The sequence below is a fragment of the Thauera aminoaromatica genome, assembly GCF_000021765.1.
Classification (GTDB): Bacteria; Pseudomonadota; Gammaproteobacteria; order Burkholderiales; family Rhodocyclaceae; genus Thauera; species Thauera aminoaromatica.
In genome coordinates this window covers 3,033,559-3,050,377 of the sequence record NC_011662.2, presented here as the reverse complement: position 1 = coordinate 3,050,377, position 16,819 = coordinate 3,033,559, and the positions used below count along the sequence as shown (strand labels likewise).

General features: G+C 70.4%; 18 protein-coding genes. 13 read left to right on the top strand and 5 right to left on the bottom strand.

The genetic code is table 11. The features are described 5' to 3' along the window. Positions 1–7 precede the first annotated feature (7 nt). On the bottom strand, positions 8–502 hold the full coding sequence (locus TMZ1T_RS13455) for a hypothetical protein (RefSeq protein ID WP_012585683.1): 495 nt from the start codon (positions 500–502) through the stop codon (positions 8–10). 155 nt (positions 503–657) lie between these two features. Between TMZ1T_RS13455 and TMZ1T_RS13450 the strand changes: the two genes are divergently transcribed. Next, complete coding sequence (locus tag TMZ1T_RS13450; RefSeq protein ID WP_012585682.1) at positions 658–1,131, top strand: tetratricopeptide repeat protein; 474 nt, start codon at positions 658–660, stop codon at positions 1,129–1,131. A gap of 91 nt (positions 1,132–1,222) precedes the next feature. On the opposite strand, the gene TMZ1T_RS13445 is transcribed toward TMZ1T_RS13450, so the two are convergent. Beyond that, entirely contained in the window at positions 1,223–2,251 is a 1,029-nt protein-coding gene (locus TMZ1T_RS13445) for a quinoprotein relay system zinc metallohydrolase 1 (RefSeq protein WP_012585681.1), read from the bottom strand. Beyond that, positions 2,248–3,063, bottom strand: a complete 816-nt coding sequence (locus tag TMZ1T_RS13440) for a quinoprotein dehydrogenase-associated SoxYZ-like carrier (protein ID WP_012585680.1) — start codon at positions 3,061–3,063, stop codon at positions 2,248–2,250. Before TMZ1T_RS13440 ends, TMZ1T_RS13445 begins: the two co-directional genes overlap by 4 nt. Positions 3,064–3,395: 332 nt before the next feature. Between TMZ1T_RS13440 and TMZ1T_RS13435 the strand changes: the two genes are divergently transcribed. Next, on the top strand, positions 3,396–5,204 hold the full coding sequence (locus TMZ1T_RS13435; protein ID WP_004324243.1) for a methanol/ethanol family PQQ-dependent dehydrogenase: 1,809 nt from the start codon (positions 3,396–3,398) through the stop codon (positions 5,202–5,204). A gap of 166 nt (positions 5,205–5,370) precedes the next feature. Further along, positions 5,371–6,228, top strand: coding sequence for a cache domain-containing protein (locus TMZ1T_RS13430; RefSeq protein ID WP_004324241.1), 858 nt, complete (start codon positions 5,371–5,373; stop codon positions 6,226–6,228). 164 nt (positions 6,229–6,392) lie between these two features. On the opposite strand, the gene TMZ1T_RS13425 is transcribed toward TMZ1T_RS13430, so the two are convergent. Together TMZ1T_RS13425 and pedF are read right to left on the bottom strand one after the other, a co-directional pair. Then, the gene (locus TMZ1T_RS13425; protein WP_004324239.1) at positions 6,393–7,238 is read right to left on the bottom strand and encodes a substrate-binding periplasmic protein; all 846 of its coding nucleotides are present in this window, start codon (positions 7,236–7,238) and stop codon (positions 6,393–6,395) included. Continuing rightward, the gene (pedF, locus tag TMZ1T_RS13420) at positions 7,228–7,677 is read right to left on the bottom strand and encodes a cytochrome c-550 PedF (protein WP_012585679.1); all 450 of its coding nucleotides are present in this window, start codon (positions 7,675–7,677) and stop codon (positions 7,228–7,230) included. Before pedF ends, TMZ1T_RS13425 begins: the two co-directional genes overlap by 11 nt. A 287-nt stretch (positions 7,678–7,964) precedes the next feature. Here pedF and TMZ1T_RS13415 point away from each other — a divergent pair, with 287 nt between their 5' ends. The 10 genes from TMZ1T_RS13415 (at position 7,965) to TMZ1T_RS13370 (ending at position 16,807) form a co-directional block, all read left to right on the top strand. After that, complete coding sequence (locus tag TMZ1T_RS13415; RefSeq protein ID WP_012585678.1) at positions 7,965–10,064, top strand: sigma-54-dependent Fis family transcriptional regulator; 2,100 nt, start codon at positions 7,965–7,967, stop codon at positions 10,062–10,064. Between the two features lie 130 nt (positions 10,065–10,194). Further along, positions 10,195–10,674, top strand: a complete 480-nt coding sequence (locus tag TMZ1T_RS13410) for a 4Fe-4S dicluster domain-containing protein (RefSeq protein WP_004300497.1) — start codon at positions 10,195–10,197, stop codon at positions 10,672–10,674. A 12-nt stretch (positions 10,675–10,686) separates the two neighbouring features. After that, positions 10,687–12,534 (top strand): aldehyde ferredoxin oxidoreductase family protein, encoded by a 1,848-nt coding sequence (locus TMZ1T_RS13405; protein WP_012585677.1) that lies wholly within the window; start codon positions 10,687–10,689, stop codon positions 12,532–12,534. A gap of 232 nt (positions 12,535–12,766) precedes the next feature. Next, complete coding sequence (locus TMZ1T_RS13400; RefSeq protein ID WP_012585676.1) at positions 12,767–14,056, top strand: NAD(P)/FAD-dependent oxidoreductase; 1,290 nt, start codon at positions 12,767–12,769, stop codon at positions 14,054–14,056. Positions 14,057–14,078: 22 nt separating this feature from the next. After that, positions 14,079–14,336 (top strand): sulfur carrier protein ThiS, encoded by a 258-nt coding sequence (thiS, locus tag TMZ1T_RS13395; protein WP_012585675.1) that lies wholly within the window; start codon positions 14,079–14,081, stop codon positions 14,334–14,336. Between the two features lie 3 nt (positions 14,337–14,339). After that, on the top strand, positions 14,340–14,648 hold the full coding sequence (locus TMZ1T_RS13390; RefSeq protein ID WP_004300501.1) for a hypothetical protein: 309 nt from the start codon (positions 14,340–14,342) through the stop codon (positions 14,646–14,648). Between the two features lie 33 nt (positions 14,649–14,681). Beyond that, positions 14,682–14,969, top strand: a complete 288-nt coding sequence (locus TMZ1T_RS13385) for a DUF1330 domain-containing protein (protein ID WP_004300502.1) — start codon at positions 14,682–14,684, stop codon at positions 14,967–14,969. A gap of 113 nt (positions 14,970–15,082) precedes the next feature. Then, positions 15,083–15,787 carry an ABC transporter permease gene (locus TMZ1T_RS13380; RefSeq protein WP_012585674.1) on the top strand — a complete coding sequence of 235 codons (705 nt, stop codon included), beginning with the start codon at positions 15,083–15,085 and terminating at the stop codon, positions 15,785–15,787. An 8-nt stretch (positions 15,788–15,795) separates the two neighbouring features. Further along, positions 15,796–16,530 carry an ABC transporter ATP-binding protein gene (locus TMZ1T_RS13375; protein WP_004300504.1) on the top strand — a complete coding sequence of 245 codons (735 nt, stop codon included), beginning with the start codon at positions 15,796–15,798 and terminating at the stop codon, positions 16,528–16,530. Positions 16,531–16,555: 25 nt separating this feature from the next. Then, a complete protein-coding gene (locus TMZ1T_RS13370) occupies positions 16,556–16,807 on the top strand; it encodes a hypothetical protein (protein ID WP_004300505.1) in 252 nt (83 codons plus the stop codon). The last annotated feature ends 12 nt before the right edge of the window (positions 16,808–16,819 follow it).

Below are 16,819 nucleotides of genomic sequence, written 5' to 3'. Positions count from 1 at the left end.
CGCGGGCTCAGCGCCGCCCGACGAGCCGCGCGGCGCCGGACACGATGCGCGCCATCAACGCGCGCACGGCGTCTCCGCCGGGGGAGTCGAGCGTCGGCGGGCGCCAGGCGAGGGTGGCGTCGCGCGGGGTGTGCGGCAGACTGTACACCGCGATCGATAGCGGGCACAGCGCGATGTGTTCGCGCGCCTCGGCGACCAGACGGGCGGCGACGCCGGCACTGCAGAAGCTGAGTACCTCGGCGTCGCCGTAGAGCGCGGGGTCGTGGCCGAGATCGGGTGCGGTGCGTTCGAGCATGGCGCCGAAGCGGCTGACCACCGGCGCGCTCAGGCCCTCGTCGGTGATCGCATCGGCGAGGGCCTCGCGCAGGTCGGCGAAGGGCACGCCGGGGAAGTGCTCGACCACGATGCCCTCGGCCAGCGCGCTGGAGCTGGTCGCCGCAGCGAGCGCGAGCGCACAGCAGATCGCGGCCAGGCGCAGGGCGCGCAGCAGTCGTCGCGGCACGGCGTGGGCCGGGGACGCCGCTGGCGTGCTGGTGTGCGTAGCTGTGCGCGCCGGCCGCGGATCCGTCCGTGCGCGGCCGCGTGCGACGTCGCGTCGCGCTACGGGCCCGCTTGTTGCTTCGTTCATGTCCTCACCTCGACCGGAGCCGCAACGCCATGCGCCCTCTCGTTGCACGATTGTTGACCGCCTGGATCATTGCACAGGCGCCCGGCGCGGCGCACGCGCTCGAACCCGAGGAGCTCGACGCGCTGGTGGCGCGGCCCAGCATCGGCCTCTACAAGGCCTACGCCGAATTCAAGATGGCGCGCTACGGCAGCGCGCGCGAGATCTGGAGCGCGCTCGCGCAGGCCGGCGTGGCGGAGGCCTGGTTCCACCTCGGCATCCTCGCCGAGGATGGCCTGGGCGAGCCGCGCGACGCCGCCGCGGCGCTGGAGCGCTACCGCCGCGGCGGCGAGGCCGGCTCCAGCAAGGCGCAGTACCGGCTCGGCCTGCTCCATCTCGAGGGCCGCCTGGTGCCGGCCGATCCGGTGCAGGCGCGCTACTGGCTGGCGGTGGCCGCTGCCAACGGCGACGAGGAGGCCGCACGCCGGCTCGCCACGTTGCCCGCGTCGATCCCCGCCGCGCGCTGAGCGCGCAAGCCGGCGCGCACCCGCGCGCGGGACGCTCGCGTGGCCGCGCCGGCGACCGTCCCGCCGCACCCTCGGCATGATCGCGCCGCGCTCAGCGCGACGCCTTGTTGCGCGCGGCTTCGAGCACGGCCTGCTCCGCCGCGGGGAAGAGGTGCACCACCGAGCGGCGGAACTCCGCCTCCACCAGCGCCAGGCCGGCGAAGCGCTGCGGGATCGGCGTCTGGAACAGCTCGGTCATGTCCTGGCCCGACTCGGCGCCGGTGCGGATGGCCTGCGCCAGCCAGCCGAGATAGTCGCGGGTCTGGCGCAGCGGGGCGAGGTCGGTCGCGGGCTCGCCGTGGCCGGGCACCCAGCGCCGCGCGGGCAGGCCTTCCAGCGTGTCGAGCGCGGCGAGCCAGCGCGCGATGTCCGCGTGCGGCGTGGTGGGCGCGCGGCCGTTGAAGAGCAGGTCGGCGGCGTACACGGTGCCGCTGTCGTGGTCGATCACCACCAGGTCGGCGACGGTGTGGCCGCCGAGCGCGACCAGCTCCACGTCGCGCCCGCCGATGCGCTGGCGCCCGGCGGCGAGTGCGCGCTCGGGGACGACGACCTCGGTGTCGCGCATCCAGTCGCCGTTGAGGCGGTACATGTTGGCGTTGAAGCCTTCGCCCTCGCTGCGGAGCGCGGCGATGGTCTCCGGCAGCGCGGCGAGCGTCGCGCGCGGGAAGGCCTGGTTGCCGAGGAAGTGGTCGGGGTGGTGGTGGGTGTTCACCGTCAGCACGATCGGCAAGGGAGTGACGCGGCGGATGGCGGCGAGCATCTGCTCGCCGTAGCGCTTCGACGAGCCGGTGTCGATGACGATCACCCCCTCGCGGCCGACGATGAAGCCCGTATTGACGATGTTGCCGCCGTTGGCGAAGGAGAAATCCTCCTTCAGGCCGACCACGACCCAGGCGCCGGGGGCGAGCTCGCGCGGCTGCAGGCGGTAGTTGAAGTCCCCGGCGAAGTCCTCGGCGTGCGCCGGCAGGGCGGTGAGGAGCAGGGCGCACAGCGCGACCAGCAGCCCCGCGAGCAGGGTCCGCAGCGCGCGGGCGGCAGGACGGCGCTGGAGCGCCGGAGCGCAAGAGGCGGGTCGGCTCATCGGGTCACCCATGCGTCGATGCGGTTGCCGTTGTTGTCGCGCCCGGCCACGTGCAGGCGCGCGCCGGGCGCGGCCGCGCGCAGGTCGAGCGTGAAGCTGGGGTTCTCGGAGACCGGCTCGAGGGGCTGGATGCGGCTCAGCGTGCGGCCTTCGGCGTCGGCGATCACGATGTCCTCGATGTGGAAGGCGGGGATGCCGGCGGCCAGGCCGGTGTCCATCGGATGGATGATGCGCATGCGCAGGCGCTCGCCACCGTCGACCCGGGGCCACAGCTTGCCGTTGACCTCGTTGAGGCGCTCCTGCCATTCCGGCGAGCCCGAGCCCACCGAGGGCAGCGTGCAGCCGCCGCCGGTGGCCGTGATCCAGGCGCCGCCGACGTGCCATACGCCGTCGGCCGTGCGCGCGGCGGCGCGCACCGGCGAGGACTGCTGCAGCTTGATGCGGAAGCCCAGGCGCGGCTGGGCGGCGCCGGGCTCGAAGCGCAGCGCCTTGACGATCGGGTTGAAGTCGGCGAACACGATCAGCTCCTCCACCCCGGGGAGGGCGCTCGCATCGACATTGACCGGGACGTTGAGCGAATCCTCCGCGACCGCCGGGCCGCTCACCTTGACGCGCTCGTCGAACACCACCGCGACGTCCGCGAAGAAGCTCTTGCGCATGTCTTCCCAGCGTGGCGAGTCGAGCGGGTCGGTGTGCGCGGCGGGGGGGGAGGGGGCGCCCGTGCGGGGGGCTGCGGCGAGCGCTGCCGGGCTGGCCAGCGCGGTCAGGGCCGCGGCGATCCAGGCGAGGGCGGGGCGGGCGGACGGTCTCATCGGTGCTCCTGTGGGCCGGGCGCGGTGCGTGCGCCTGCGTGTGCCGGAGCGTGGATGCAAGCCACATGCCAATTCCGCGAGCGGGCCACGGACGCGGACCTGCGCAGCCGCGGAGCATTGCGCCCGGATCCCGGGTGTTCCGATCCGCAACATCCTGTGCTCCGCCGCCACAGTGTCCGTCCGCAATGCGCCCGCGTTGGAGCAGCGCGGGCGCGAGCGCATGGGTTCGTGGCCCTGGCACGGGCTTTGCGGTGGGGTCGTGGTCCGGCACGAGTTGGTGCCGGAAGTCACACCACCCGGAAAAGCTTAGAAAGAAATCCAAGGAGGAGTCGATGATGAAGAACGACAGACGCGCGCGCACCCTGCCGGCGATGCTGACCGCCCTGACGGTCGCGCTGGCCGCGGCGGGCATGGGCGCCACGGCGCAGGCCGCGAGCGTGAGCGACGAGGACATCCTGAAGGATGCCGAGACGACGCATCAGGTCGTCACCAACGGCCTCGGCACCAAGGGTCAGCGCTACAGCCCGCTCGCCAAGGTCAATGTCGACACCGTGAAGGACCTCGTCCCGGTGTGGGCCTTCTCCTTCGGCGGCGAGAAGCAGCGCGGCCAGCAGTCGCAGCCGTTGATCCACGACGGCAAGATGTTCGTGACCGCGTCCTACAGCCGCATCTACGCGCTCGACGCCAAGACCGGCCAGAAGCTGTGGAAGTACGAGCACCGCCTGCCCGAGGGCATCATGCCGTGCTGCGACGTGATCAACCGCGGCGCCGCGCTCTACGGCGACCTGGTGATCTTCGGCACCCTGGACGCGCAGCTCGTCGCGCTCAACCGCGACACCGGCAAGGTGGTGTGGCGCGAGAAGATCGACGACTACAAGGCCGGCTACTCGATGACCGCCGCGCCGCAGATCGTCAAGGGCATGGTGATCACCGGGGTGTCGGGCGGCGAGTTCGGCGTCGTCGGCCGCGTCGAGGCGCGCGACGCCAAGACCGGCAAGAAGGTCTGGGTGCGCCCGGTGGTCGAAGGCCACATGGGCTACAAGTACGACAAGGACGGCAAGGAGATCGAGAACGGCATCTCGGGCACGACCAACGCCACCTGGCCGGGCGACCTGTGGAAGACCGGCGGCGCCGCGACCTGGCAGACCGCCTACTACGATCCGGACGTGAACCTGATCTTCATGGGCACCGGCAACCCGGCGCCGTGGAACTCCTGGCTGCGTCCGGGCGACAACCTGTACTCGTCGTCCACGGTCGCGGTCGACCCGGACACCGGCAAGATCGTCTGGCACTACCAGAACACGCCGCACGACGGCTGGGACTTCGACGGGGTGAACGAATTCATCGCCTTCGAGTACAAGGACCCGAAGAGCGGCAAGCTCGTCAAGGCGGGCGCCAAGGCCGACCGCAACGGCTTCTTCTTCGTCAATGACCGGACCAACGGCAAGCTGCTCGCCGCCTACCCCTTCCTGACCCGCATCGACTGGGCCAAGGGCTACGACCTCGAGACCGGTCGTCCGATCACCAACGACGACAAGCGTCCGCCCAATCCGTTTGCCGAGGGCGCGGCCGGCGAGGGCGGCAAGGGCAAGCCGGTGTTCGCCGCGCCGTCCTTCCTCGGCGGCAAGAACCAGATGCCGATGGGCTACAGCCCGGACACCGGCCTGTTCTACGTGCCCGCCAACGAGTGGGGCATGGACATCTGGAACGAGCCGGTGAGCTACAAGCGCGGCGCGGCCTACCTGGGCGCGGGCTTCACCATCAAGCCGCTGTACGAGGACTACATCGGCGCGATGCGCGCGATCGACCCGGTGAGCGGCAAGATCGTCTGGGAGGTCAAGAACAACGCGCCGCTGTGGGGCGGGGTGCTCAGCACCGCCGGCAACCTGGTGTTCTATGGCACGCCCGAGGGCTACCTGAAGGCGGTCAACGCGAAGACCGGCGAGGAGGCGTGGAAATTCCAGACCGGCTCGGGCGTGATCGCGCCGCCGGTGACCTGGGAAGCCGACGGCGAGCAGTACGTCGCGGTGGTGTCGGGCTGGGGCGGGGCGGTACCGCTGTGGGGCGGCGACGTCGCCAAGCGGGTGAACTTCCTCGAGCAGGGCGGCACCGTGTGGGTGTTCAAGCTGCACAAGAGCTGATCGCGTTGCCTGCGGCGCCCTCCGGGGGGCCGCAGGCCGCGGCACCGCACTCCCCGCGGCCCGGACGCGATGGCGCCCGGGCCGTGTCGTGTCGGGACGCCGCATGCGTGGCTGCGGTCGCGCCGCGAGAAAGAGGCAGGTTTTTCGGCAACATGGAGCATTTCCGATGACAAAGTTACAGCTATCCAGCTTCGCCACCGCGGTCGTGCTCGCGGTCGGCGTCGGTACGGCCGCGCATGCGGCTGAGCGCGCGACACCGCGCGAGGCGCGCACGATGTTCGAGCAGGCCGTGCGCTACATGGAGGAGAACGGCCCCGAGCGCGCGTTCGCGGCCTTCAACGATCGCCAGGGCGGGTTCGTGCGCAAGGACCTCTATGTCTTCGCGATCGACGACAAGGGTGTGTATCAAGCCAGCGGCGCGGCGCCCGAGGCGCTGGTCGGGCTGAAGGTGCTCGACACCACCGACGCGGCGGGCAATCCGCTGTTCCGCGAGATGATCGACGCCACCCGCGTCAGCCAGGAGGCGACGGTGCGCTACGTGTGGCTGAACCGCGCGAGCAACAAGGTCGAGCCCAAGGTCAGCTATGTGCGCAAGGTCGGGCAGTACGTGGTCGGGGTGGGCTACTCGGCGCCACGCGCGAGCGCGGACGATGCGCGCGCGATGCTCGAGCGTGCGGTCGCGGTGGCGCGCGGCGAGGGTGGCGCGCGGGCCGCGGCGCGCTTCAACGACCGCCGTGGCGACTTCGTCAAGGACGACCTCTACGTGTTCATGGTGAACATGGAGAGCGGCCGCTTTGAGGCGATGGGCATGAACCCCGCGCTCTCGGACACCGACGCGCTCGGCCTGCGCGACGCCGCCGGCAATCCCCTGATCGCCGAGATGATCGCCCGGCTGCAGCAGGCGGACGAGGCCACCGTCGATTACGTGTGGCGCAATCCGGTCACCAACGCGGTGGAACACAAGCGATCCTACGTCCGCAAGGTGGGCAAGTCCCTGGTCGGCGTGGGGCACTATCTCGAGTAAGTGCAGGGTGTTGCTCCACCATGGAGCACATGCTCCGTGGTGGAGCAATGTGGAGCAGAAAAAAGGGCCCGCGATGCGGGCCCTCTTCATTGGCGGGTGGATTGTCGGAGCGAATCTGCGCGGCTGGGGTGGCGTGGGCGTGCGAGCCCGGCTGCCCCGAAGGATCAGGGGGTGCGCTGCCTGACCCCGTGCGCGGCGAAGATCCTGCCCAGCTCGCCGGAGCGCTGCAGCTCGGCGATCGCCCCCGACAAGGCCTGCTCCAGGCCGCTGTGCTCCGCCTTGACGGCCATGCCGAGCGGCCAGGAGGCGACGCGCAGCTCGGGCATCGACAGGGTGTCGAGCGCGATCGCGGCGTCGCCGCCGATCGCCGTCTCCAGCTCGGAGCGCGCGCCCATCACCGCGGCGATCTCGCCGCGCTTCATCGCCGCCACCGCCTCGCCCACGTTGCGGAAGTGCGCGACGTTGGGCTGCAGGCGCCCGCCCAGGATGTGGCGCAGGAAGTCGCTCGCATGCGAGTCGAGCTCGGCGCCGATGCGTTCCTGCTCGAACACCGCGAAGCTGGCGTCGGCCGAGCCCCCCGGTGCGGGCACGCGCTCGGGCAGGCGGGCGAGCGCGATGGTCTCGAGGTGGTAGGGGCCGAAGATCTTCACCTGCTTGTTGAGCGCTGCGAAGCGCGGGTCGACGGGCACGTGCAGCATGACGTCGCCCGGCTTGTGGCCGAGGTAGTGGCCGCGCCAGACCATGTTGCGCAGGTCGTCGTTCATGTTCTCGTCGGCGGGAAACTCCACGACCTGCGGCTGCAGGCCGAGGCGCTCGGCGAGCGCGCGCCCGAGTGCGATATCGATGCCCTTGCCGGCGGTCGACCAGGGCGCGAAGTTGGCATAGACCGCGACGCGCAGCGTGCCCGGCTGCTGCAGCTCGAGTTCGGCCGCGGCCGCCCGCGCGGGGCTGGCGGCAAGGACGGCGAGCGCGCCGGCGGCGAGCAGGAAACGGCGGCGATCAGTTTTCATGGACGGTCTCCAGCCAGGCGCGGATGGCCCACATGGCCTCCTGGGTCAGCATGCCCTCGAAGGGCGGCATATAGACCGCGCCGTTGCGGGTGACACCGTTGCGCACCTTGCCGATGAAGAACTCGTCGGTGCCGTCGTCGGCGACGTCGAGCAGGCGCAGGTCGGGGGCGATGCCGCCGGAGACCGCGCCGAGGCCGTGGCAGCGCGCGCAGTTCTGATTGAAGGCGGAGTCGCCGATGCGGATCGCCTCCTTGTTGCCGCGGTAGGGGTTCACCGTGACCCAGGTCCCGCCGAGCTGCTTGAGCGAGGACGTGTCGACCGCCTGCGGCGTGACGTCGCCGTGGGCATGGGCCAGCGCGCTGGCGGCTGCAAGGGCGATCCCGGTCGCGGTGATGGCCAGGCGCTTGCGCAGGTTCTCCTTGATGGTACGAGTGTTCACCTTGTCTTCCTCTTCGATGTGGTGGTGTTTGGATCCGCTCCGGTTCACCCCGGATGGGAGTCCTACTGCAATCCCTGTGCCATGTGCGTCCGGCTGCCCAGGCATGGACGGCCCCGGGTTCCGGCCGCCATGCCGCGGTCGGCCTGGCAGGATTCCTGCTTGCTCCTTCGCCGGCGGAGCAGCGGATTTGTATCGATCCGCATCAGGTGCTTCGTTTTGAATCGAAGTCGAAGAGTCACAAGAGGCGGTCGCCGGCACGTCGCGCGGCAAGGCTGCCCGGAGGAGACATGAAAGTCATGCAACAGACCGCGATGGCGCCGGCCGTCCGCGAGGACGCAGTCCGGCTGGCACGAGGCCAGTTTTTCGGGGAAGGGCGTGCGCCCGAGGCAGGCGTGTCCCCGCTCATCGTCGACTCGTGGCTGCGTTGCCGCGAGCGCGGAATGGCAGCCGACGACCGCGCCGAAGCCGAGCATGCGGGTCGCCTGCAGCTGGCGGAGGCGCGCGAAGGCAACCGCGGCCTGCTCGATTACGCCAGTGGGGTCATGGAACACGTGTTCGAGCAGATCCGTGCCTCGGGCAGCCTGGTGATCCTGTCCGATCCGCAGGGCATGATCCTGCACAGCCTGGGCGACGCGGAGTTCGTCGATCGGGCGAGCCGGGTGGCGCTGCAGCCGGGCGCGTGCTGGAGCGAGGCGGCGCGCGGCACCAACGCCATCGGCACGGCGATCGTGACCGAAGCCCCCACCGTGGTGCTGGGCGGCGAGCACTACCTCGACCGCAACGGCTTCCTGTCCTGCACGGCCGCGCCGATCCGCGATCCGCGCGGCGCGCTCGCCGGCGTGCTCGACGTGTCCTGCGAGCAGCGCATGCACCAGCGTCACTCGCTCGGACTGGTACGCTTGTCCGTGCAGCTGATCGAGAAGCGCCTCTTCGAGGCCGAGTTCGCCAACCACATCCTGGTCGCCTTCCACGAGCGCCCGGAGTACGTCGGCAGCCTGCAGGAAGGACTGGTTGCGGTGACGCCTGAGGGCCACCTGGCCGGTGCCAACTCGATCGCGCGCGAGTGGATCGGGCGTCGCGTCGAGTGCGGAGGTGGGGCCTCGTTCGCGGAGCTGTTCCGCCAGGGGCTCGGAAAGGTGGTCGACCGGGCGATGAACTCGAGCGACGCGCTGATCCGGCTGGGACTGCGCGATGGTTCCGAGATCCACGTTCAGCTGCGCTCGCTGCGCCCGCGCTTCACCGCCTTCGGCTCGGCCCAGGCCGGGGAGGGCATGCGCACGTTTGCCGCGGAATCCAGCCCGGCGGCGGTCGGCTCCGCACCCCCGGTGTCGGCGCCGGCGCCTGTGTCGGCGCCGCACGGGCCGATCACGCTCCACGATCTCGCCACCGGGGACGCGGGTATCGGGCGGGCGGTCGATCGTGCGCGGCGCATCCTGGGCAAGGACATTCCGCTGCTGATCCAGGGCGAGTCGGGCGTGGGCAAGGAGCTCTTCGCCCAGGCCTTCCACAACAGCGGGCCGCGCGCCGACAAGACCTTCGTCGCGCTCAACTGCGCCGCGGTGCCGGAGACCCTGATCGAGTCGGAGCTCTTCGGCTACGTCGGCGGCGCCTTCACCGGCGCGCGCAAGGAAGGCGCGCTCGGCAAGATCCAGCAGGCCAACGGTGGCACGCTCTTCCTCGACGAGATCGGCGACATGCCGCTCGGCATGCAGGCGCGCCTGCTGCGCGTGCTGCAGGAGCGCTGCGTGACGCCGGTGGGCTCGGTCAAGTCAATCCCGGTCGACATCTCGCTGGTGTGCGCGACCCACCGCGTGCTGCGCGATGCGGTGGCGCGCGGCGAGTTTCGCGAGGACCTCTACTACCGGGTCAACAGCCTCACCGTGACCCTGCCCGCGCTGCGCGAGCGCAGCGACATCCGCTGCATCGTCGAGCGCATCCTGGCCGCGGAGTGCCGCGAGGCCGGGCTGCAGGGCGTGTGGATCGGCGACGAGGTCATGCGCTTCGTCGAGCGCCACGGCTGGCCGGGGAACGTGCGCCAGCTGCAGAACGTGATCCGCGTCGCGGTCGCGCTGCTCGACGAGGGCGAGCGCGAGATCCGGCCCGAGCATCTGCCCGAGGACCTCTTCCTCGCCGATCCGGTCGACGGTGGCAAGACGCCGCCGGCGGCCCACGCGGGGCCGCTCGTGGCGGCGGCGAGCGCCGCGCTGCCGCTGGCGGCCGACGCGCCGCCGATTTCCGCCGCGAAACGCCTGGACCAGCTCGAGATCGAGTTGATCGAGCGCGTCATGCGCGAGGTCGGCGGCAACCTGTCGGCGGCGGCGCGCACGCTCGGGGTCAGCCGCAACCGCCTCTATCGCAAGCTCGGCCGCGCCGGCGGGGTGTCCTGAGTGGGGTAATCCCGCCTTGCCCGCGGGCAGGTATGACTTATGCTTGTACTTGCATAGGTGAGCAGTGGGGCGTACTGCCCGCAGCACTGTGACCGAGCGCAGGAATCGATAAACGACAAGGAGACGATCGATGTGGAAAGCACTGCACATTGATCCCGCGAAGTGCACCGGCTGTCTGCAATGCGAGATGGCCTGTTCCTACGAGCACACCGGGGTCATCAATCCGAGCAAGTCGCGCATCAAGGTGTTCAACTTCGAGCACGAGGGCCGCAAGGTGCCCTACACCTGCACGCAGTGCACCGAGGCCTGGTGCCTGAACTCCTGTCCGGTGGATGCGATCCGCATCGACCTGTCGACCGGCGCCAAGATGGTGTTCGAGGACACCTGCGTCGGCTGCAAGGTGTGCACGATCGCCTGTCCGTTCGGCACCATCAACTACAACCAGGACAGCGGCAAGGTGCAGAAGTGCGACCTGTGCGAGGGCAACCCCGCCTGCGCCAGCGCCTGTCCGACCGGGGCGATCACCTATGTGGACGCCGACTGGACCGGCATCGACAAGATGCGCGCCTGGGCCGCGAAGGCCAACACCCCGGCTTCGGCCGCTGCCTGAGGAGGATGCGTCATGGGATGGAATCGCAAAGTCCTGCGCGTGAACCTGACCGCAGGGACCTGTACCGAAGAAGCGCTGAACATGCAGTGGGCCGACGAATACCTCGGCTCGCGCGGGCTGGCCACCAAGTACCTGGTGTCCGAGATCGACCCCAGGGTCGACCCGCTGTCGCCCGACAACAAGATGATCATGGCCACCGGGCCGCTCACCGGCACCATGGCCTCGACCGGTGGCCGCTACACCGTGGTCACCAAGGGGCCGCTGACCGGCGCCATCGCGTGCTCGAACTCGGGCGGCTTCTTCGGCGCCGAGATGAAGTTCGCCGGCTGGGACATGGTGATCTTCGAGGGCAAGTCGGCCAAGCCGGTATGGCTCTACATCGAGAACGACAAGGCCGAGCTGCGTGACGCTTCCGGCCTGTGGGGCAGGAGCTGCTGGGAAACCGAGGAGAAGATCAAGGAGCAACTCCAGGACCCGCTGGTGCGCATCTCCTCGATCGGCGTCTCGGGCGAGAACCAGGTGCTCTATTCCTGCATCGTCAATGACCTGCACCGTGCCGCCGGGCGCTCCGGCGTGGGTGCGGTGATGGGCTCGAAGAACCTCAAGGCGGTGGCGATCCGCGGCACCAAGGGCGTCTCCGGCATCAAGGACTTCGGCGCCTTCCTGAAGGCCACGAACGACGCCAAGAAAGTGCTCGCCGACAACGCGGTCACCGGCCAGGGCCTGCCCAAGTACGGCACCCAGGTGCTGATGAACGTGATCAACGAGATCGGCGCGCTGCCCACGCGCAACCACCGCGACGTGCAGTTCGAGGACGCCTCGAAGATCTCCGCCGAGGCCATGCACGAGAAGCGCGCGTCCGACGGCAAGACCCACCTCGTCACCAATGCCGCCTGCTTCGGGTGCACGATCGCCTGCGGGCGCATCTCCGAGATCGACAAGACCCACTTCACGGTCAAGAACAGCCCGAAGTACTGGGGCGCCTCCGGCGGCCTGGAGTACGAAGCGGCGTGGGCGCTCGGCGCGGCCAACGGCGTGGGCGACCTCGAGGCGCTGCAGTACGCCAACCTGATCTGCAACGAGCAGGGCATGGACCCGATCTCCTTCGGCGCCACTGTCGGCGCGGCGATGGAGCTCTACGAGCTGGGCCTCCTCGACGACGCGAAGATCGGCATCGCAGCGCCCTTCGGCTCGGCCGAGGCGCTGGCGAAGATGGTCGAGATGACCGCGCTCGGCGAGGGTTTCGGCAAGGAGCTCGGCCTGGGCAGCAAGCGCCTGTGCGAGAAGTACGGCCGTCCCGAGCTGTCGATGAGCGTGAAGGGGCAGGAATTCCCCGCCTACGACTCGCGCGGCATCCAGGGCATGGGCCTGGCCTACGCCACCTCCAACCGCGGCGCCTGCCACCTGCGTGGCTATACCGTGGCGTCGGAGGTGCTCGGCATCCCGGTCAAGACCGACCCGCTCACCACCGATGGCAAGCCCGAGCTGGTGAAGGCCTTCCAGGACGCCACCGCGGTGTTCGACTCCGCCGGGATCTGCGTGTTCACCAGCTTCGCGTGGACCCTGGCCGACGTGCAGCCGCAGGTCGCCGCGGCGTGCGAGGGCGACTGGAGCATGGAGAAGCTCAACGAGGTGGGCGAGCGCATCTGGAACATGGAGCGCATGTTCAACAACGCCGCCGGCTTCACCGCCAAGGATGACAACCTGCCGCCGCGCCTCACCCAGGAACCGGCCAAGACCGGCCCGGCCAAGGGCCTGGTCAACGGCCTGGCGAAGATGCTGCCCGAGTACTATCAGGTGCGCGGATGGACGCCGGGTGGCGAGCCGACCGCGGAGACACGGGCACGCCTGGGCCTGTGATTCAGCAAACGCCCATGGACGCCCCCGCGGGCGCCCATGGCGCTGGATTGCCCTGCAGGAGCGGCGTCAGCCGCGAGGGTCTGGACGGGCGCGGTTGGCGCCGCGCACGCTCGGCCCGATCCGAAGGGCGCGCGGCTTGCGCCGCTCCTACGGGGCCCGGATCACCCGGATTACCTGCGATCGCCTTGCCGCGGCCTGCCTTCCACGCCGCGGTTCGCTAGAGGACGCTGCAATGAAACACCTGATTCTCGGCAACGGCCCCGCGGGCGTCGTTGCTGCCGAAACCCTGCGCAAGGTGGCGCCGGCCGACGACATCCTGATGGTCGGCCACGAGGACGCGCCGCCGTATTCGCGCATGGCGATTCCCTACCTGCTCGAAGGCAACATCGACGAGTCGGGCACCTGGCTGCGCAAGGACCCCGGCCACTTCGAGCGCCTGCGCATCCGCCAGCTGCGCGGCCGCGCGGTCGCGCTCGACGCCGACAAGCGCAAGGTGCTGTTCGACGACGGCCACTTCGAGCACTACGACCGCCTGCTGATCGCCACCGGCTCGCATCCGGTGCGCCCGCCCATCCCCGGCGTGGACCTGCCCTCGGTGCACACCTGCTGGACGCTCGCCGACGCGCGCGCGATCGCCGCCCATGCCAGACCCGGCGCGCGCGTGCTGCAACTGGGCGCCGGCTTCATCGGCTGCATCATCATGGAAGCGCTCGCCAAGTGCGGCGTGCAGCTCACCGTGGTGGAGATGGGCGACCGCATGGTGCCACGCATGATGACGCCGAAGGCTGGCGGCATGATCAAGCGCTGGGTCGAGGAGAAGGGCATCCGCGTGCTCACCTCGGCCGGCGTGCAGCGCATCGACCGCGGCGGCGACGTGGGCAGCGATGCGCCGCTGGCGGTGAGCCTGTCCACCGGCGATCGCCTCGAGTGCGACCTGGTCATCGTCGCCGCGGGCGTGGCGCCCAACGTCGGCTTCCTCGACGAGACCCCGGTGCATGTGGCCAAGGGCGTGCTGGTGAATGACCACATGGAGACCAGCGTGCCCGGCATCTTCGCCGCCGGCGACGTGGCCGAGGCGCCCGATCTGTTCACCGGCGCGCACCTGGTGTCGGCGATCCAGCCCAACGCCGCCGACCAGGCGCGCATCGCGGCCACCAACATGGCGCGCGACCTCGTGCACGAGTCGCGCCTCAACGGCGTGCTGGCGATCAACGTGCTCGACACGCTCGGGCTGATCTCGTCCTCGTTCGGCCAGTGGTGGGGCGAGAAGCCCGAGGCCGGCGGCAGCGGCGTGGAAATGGTCGACGAGGCGCGCTACCGCTACCTGAGCCTGCAGTTCAAGGACGACGTGCTGGTGGGCGCCACCTCGATCGGGCTCACCCAGCACGTGGGCGCGCTGCGCGGGCTGATCCACGGCCAGGTCAGGCTGGGCGACTGGAAGGAGCGCCTGCTCGCCAACCCGCTCGCCTTCGTGGACGCCTACGTCGCGCGCAGCCAGCAGCCGATGGCGCTGGCGCGCTGAGGGGGCCGACTTGGAGACTCGTGTGACGATCCGCATCGCCTTCAAGCTCTTCGCCTCGCTGTCGGACTACCTGCCCAGCGGCCACCGCGGCAACCGCCTCGAGCTCGAGGTGGACGAGGGCACCACGGTGGCGGAGATGATCCGGCGCTACAACGTGCCCGAGCGCAGCGCGCATCTGGTGCTGGTGAACGGACACTTCGTGCCGCCCTCGGAGCGCGCCCGCAAGCGCCTCGCCGAGGGCGACGAGCTCGCCATCTGGCCGCCGATCGCGGGCGGTTGAGCAGTGGCGTTCATCAATGGCCCGGTGCCCGAGTCCTTCGAGCGCCGGGTCACCGCCACCGCGCGCGAGTTCGAGCGCGACCTGCGCCAGGCCTGGCCGGGGGTGGAGGGCGGCGCGGCAAGCCTGCGCTTCCGCCTGCAGGACGGCGCGCAGCGCCTGGTCATCGACATCGAGCCTGCCGGCGTGCGCCGCCTGGGTCTGTTCGAGCTGCCGCAACTGATCGTGCGCTACGGCTTCGGTCCGGGCGAGGAAGCCGCGCGCCGCGCCTTGCTGGCGCGGCTCGATCGCGCGATGCAGAAGGGCGGCGGTTGATCTGCAGCACAATCGATTTCTGGAAGCCCGTCCATGAGTGAAGCATACGTCGTCGGCCATATCACGGTGAAGAACGCGGAGATGTGGGCCGAATACCGCAGCAAGGTTCCGCAGACCTTGGCCCCCTGGGGCGCGGAGCTGGTGTTTCGCGGCCGGCAGGTGGCCGCGCTCGCGGGCGAAAGCCCCCACCCGGACATCGTCGTGATCCGCTTTCCCAGCGTCGCGGCGGTGAACGACTGGTTCTCGTCGCCAGCCTATCAGGCCCTGATCCCGCTCCGGGAGCAGGCGGCGGACGTGCTCCTGCTGTCCTACGAAAGCTAGCCGCGGGCGCCTTTCGCACCGGCCTCCGACACCAGCGCGCGCCGCGGCGGCGCCCGGCTGAAGCCGCTCCCGGCGTTCCGGCCGGCGTCGGCTTTCGGTTATCCTCCCCGCCGATGTCCGCCTTCGCCGCCACCTTCTCCGATGCGCTGTCGCTGCTTGCCCATTTCGACCACACGGTGCTCGAGATCGTCGCGCTGTCGCTGCAGGTCAGCGGCGCGGCGGTGGTGCTCGGCACGCTGATCGGCCTGCCGCTCGGGGCCTGCATCGCGGTCGGGCGCTTTCCGGGCAAGACCACGCTGTCGGTGCTGATCAACGGCATGATGGGCCTGCCCTCGGTGGTGGTGGGCGTGGTGGTGTACCTGATCCTGTCGCGCTCGGGGCCCTTCGGCGCGCTCGGCATGCTGTATTCGCCGGCGGCGATGGTGGTGGCGCAGACCCTGCTGGTGGTGCCGTTGATGGCGGCGATCACCCGCCAGGTGGTCGAGGACGTGTGGGCGCGCTACGCCGAGGAGCTGCAGGTGATGCGCTTTTCGTGGTGGGACAGCGTCACCACGCTGCTGCACGACTGCCGCCACTCGCTGGTGGTGGCGGTGCTCGCGGGCCTCGGACGGGCGATGAGCGAGGTGGGCGCGGTAATGATCGTCGGCGGCAACATCGACGGCGCCACCCGGGTCATGACCACGGCGATCGCGCTCGAGACCAGCAAGGGCGATCTGGCGCTGGCGATCGCGCTCGGCATGGTGCTGATCGTGATCATCCTCGCGCTCAACGCGCTCGCCTACGTGCTGCGGCAGTGGGCGATGCGTCGCTTCGGGTGAGGTCCGCGATGCCCATCTTCCCCCTCTCCATCCACGACCTGCGCTTCGCGCCCAACGGGCGGGAGGTGCTCGCGGGCGTGGATCTGGAACTGAGCGAGGAGGGCATCACCCTGGTGCTCGGCCCCAACGGCGCAGGCAAGAGCGTGCTGCTGCGCACGATCTGCGGGCTGATCGAGCCGAGCTCGGGCAGCATGGCCTGGGGCGGGGCCGGCGGTACGCGGCCGCAGCAGGGCGTGATGATGGTCTTCCAGCGCCCGATGATGCTGCGCATGGCCGTGCTCGACAACGTCGTCCTCGGGCTCAAGCCGCTCGGCGTGGCGGGGGCGGAGCGGCGCCGGCGCGGCCTGGAGATGCTGGAGCGGGTCGGCCTCGCCGACCGCGCCGGCGACAGTGCGCGCCAGCTCTCCGGCGGCGAGCAGCAGCGTCTCGCGCTCGCGCGCGCCTGGCTGACCAGGCCGCGCCTGCTGCTGCTCGACGAGCCCACCGCCAGCCTCGACCCCTCGGCGAGCGCGGCGGTCGAGCGCATCATCCGCGAGATCCGCACCGACGGCACGCGCATCCTCATGGTCACTCACAACCTCGGTCAGGCGACTCGCCTGGGCGACGACATCGTCTTCATGGCGGGCGGCCGGGTGTGCGAGCACACCCCGGTGCGCGCCTTCTTCGCCCGTCCGCGCTCGGAGGAGGCGCGCCTCTTCATCCAGGGAGAATTGCCATGGCGGATGCGTTTTCAGGGAGCATGAGATCGACGCTGCGGGAGGCGGCGCGATGAGTCCGGTGGCCGCCCGTCTGCCGCTCGTCGCGCTTGCCCTGTTCGGGCTCGCAGCCGTGTCGCTCGGGGCCGCGCTGCTGTGCTTCGCCGGTCTCGGCGCGCTCCTGCACCCCGCCTTGTCCGACCCGATGGCCGGGCTGGCCTTCCTCGTCTCGGCGATCGCGCTCGCCGGCACCGGCGCCTTCCCCTTGGTCTTCGCGCGTCTCGCGCGGCGTGATGCAGGCCCCCAGCCGCCGCCCGGCGCCTGAGGCCTCGCTCCT

What these genes read in the sequence shown, in the direction of transcription:
- TMZ1T_RS13445 (WP_012585681.1), bottom strand. Translation starts at nt 2,251, where the DNA reads ATGAGCCGACCCGCCTCTTGCGCTCCGGCGCTCCAGCGCCGTCCTGCC.
- TMZ1T_RS13410 (WP_004300497.1), top strand. Translation starts at nt 10,195, where the DNA reads ATGTGGAAAGCACTGCACATTGATCCCGCGAAGTGCACCGGCTGTCTG.
- TMZ1T_RS13400 (WP_012585676.1), top strand. Translation starts at nt 12,767, where the DNA reads ATGAAACACCTGATTCTCGGCAACGGCCCCGCGGGCGTCGTTGCTGCC.
- TMZ1T_RS13405 (WP_012585677.1), top strand. Translation starts at nt 10,687, where the DNA reads ATGGGATGGAATCGCAAAGTCCTGCGCGTGAACCTGACCGCAGGGACC.
- TMZ1T_RS13375 (WP_004300504.1), top strand. Translation starts at nt 15,796, where the DNA reads ATGCCCATCTTCCCCCTCTCCATCCACGACCTGCGCTTCGCGCCCAAC.
- TMZ1T_RS13415 (WP_012585678.1), top strand. Translation starts at nt 7,965, where the DNA reads ATGAAAGTCATGCAACAGACCGCGATGGCGCCGGCCGTCCGCGAGGAC.
- TMZ1T_RS13450 (WP_012585682.1), top strand. Translation starts at nt 658, where the DNA reads ATGCGCCCTCTCGTTGCACGATTGTTGACCGCCTGGATCATTGCACAG.
- TMZ1T_RS13370 (WP_004300505.1), top strand. Translation starts at nt 16,556, where the DNA reads ATGAGTCCGGTGGCCGCCCGTCTGCCGCTCGTCGCGCTTGCCCTGTTC.
- TMZ1T_RS13430 (WP_004324241.1), top strand. Translation starts at nt 5,371, where the DNA reads ATGACAAAGTTACAGCTATCCAGCTTCGCCACCGCGGTCGTGCTCGCG.
- TMZ1T_RS13440 (WP_012585680.1), bottom strand. Translation starts at nt 3,063, where the DNA reads ATGAGACCGTCCGCCCGCCCCGCCCTCGCCTGGATCGCCGCGGCCCTG.
- TMZ1T_RS13385 (WP_004300502.1), top strand. Translation starts at nt 14,682, where the DNA reads ATGAGTGAAGCATACGTCGTCGGCCATATCACGGTGAAGAACGCGGAG.
- TMZ1T_RS13425 (WP_004324239.1), bottom strand. Translation starts at nt 7,238, where the DNA reads ATGAAAACTGATCGCCGCCGTTTCCTGCTCGCCGCCGGCGCGCTCGCC.
- TMZ1T_RS13435 (WP_004324243.1), top strand. Translation starts at nt 3,396, where the DNA reads ATGATGAAGAACGACAGACGCGCGCGCACCCTGCCGGCGATGCTGACC.
- TMZ1T_RS13380 (WP_012585674.1), top strand. Translation starts at nt 15,083, where the DNA reads ATGTCCGCCTTCGCCGCCACCTTCTCCGATGCGCTGTCGCTGCTTGCC.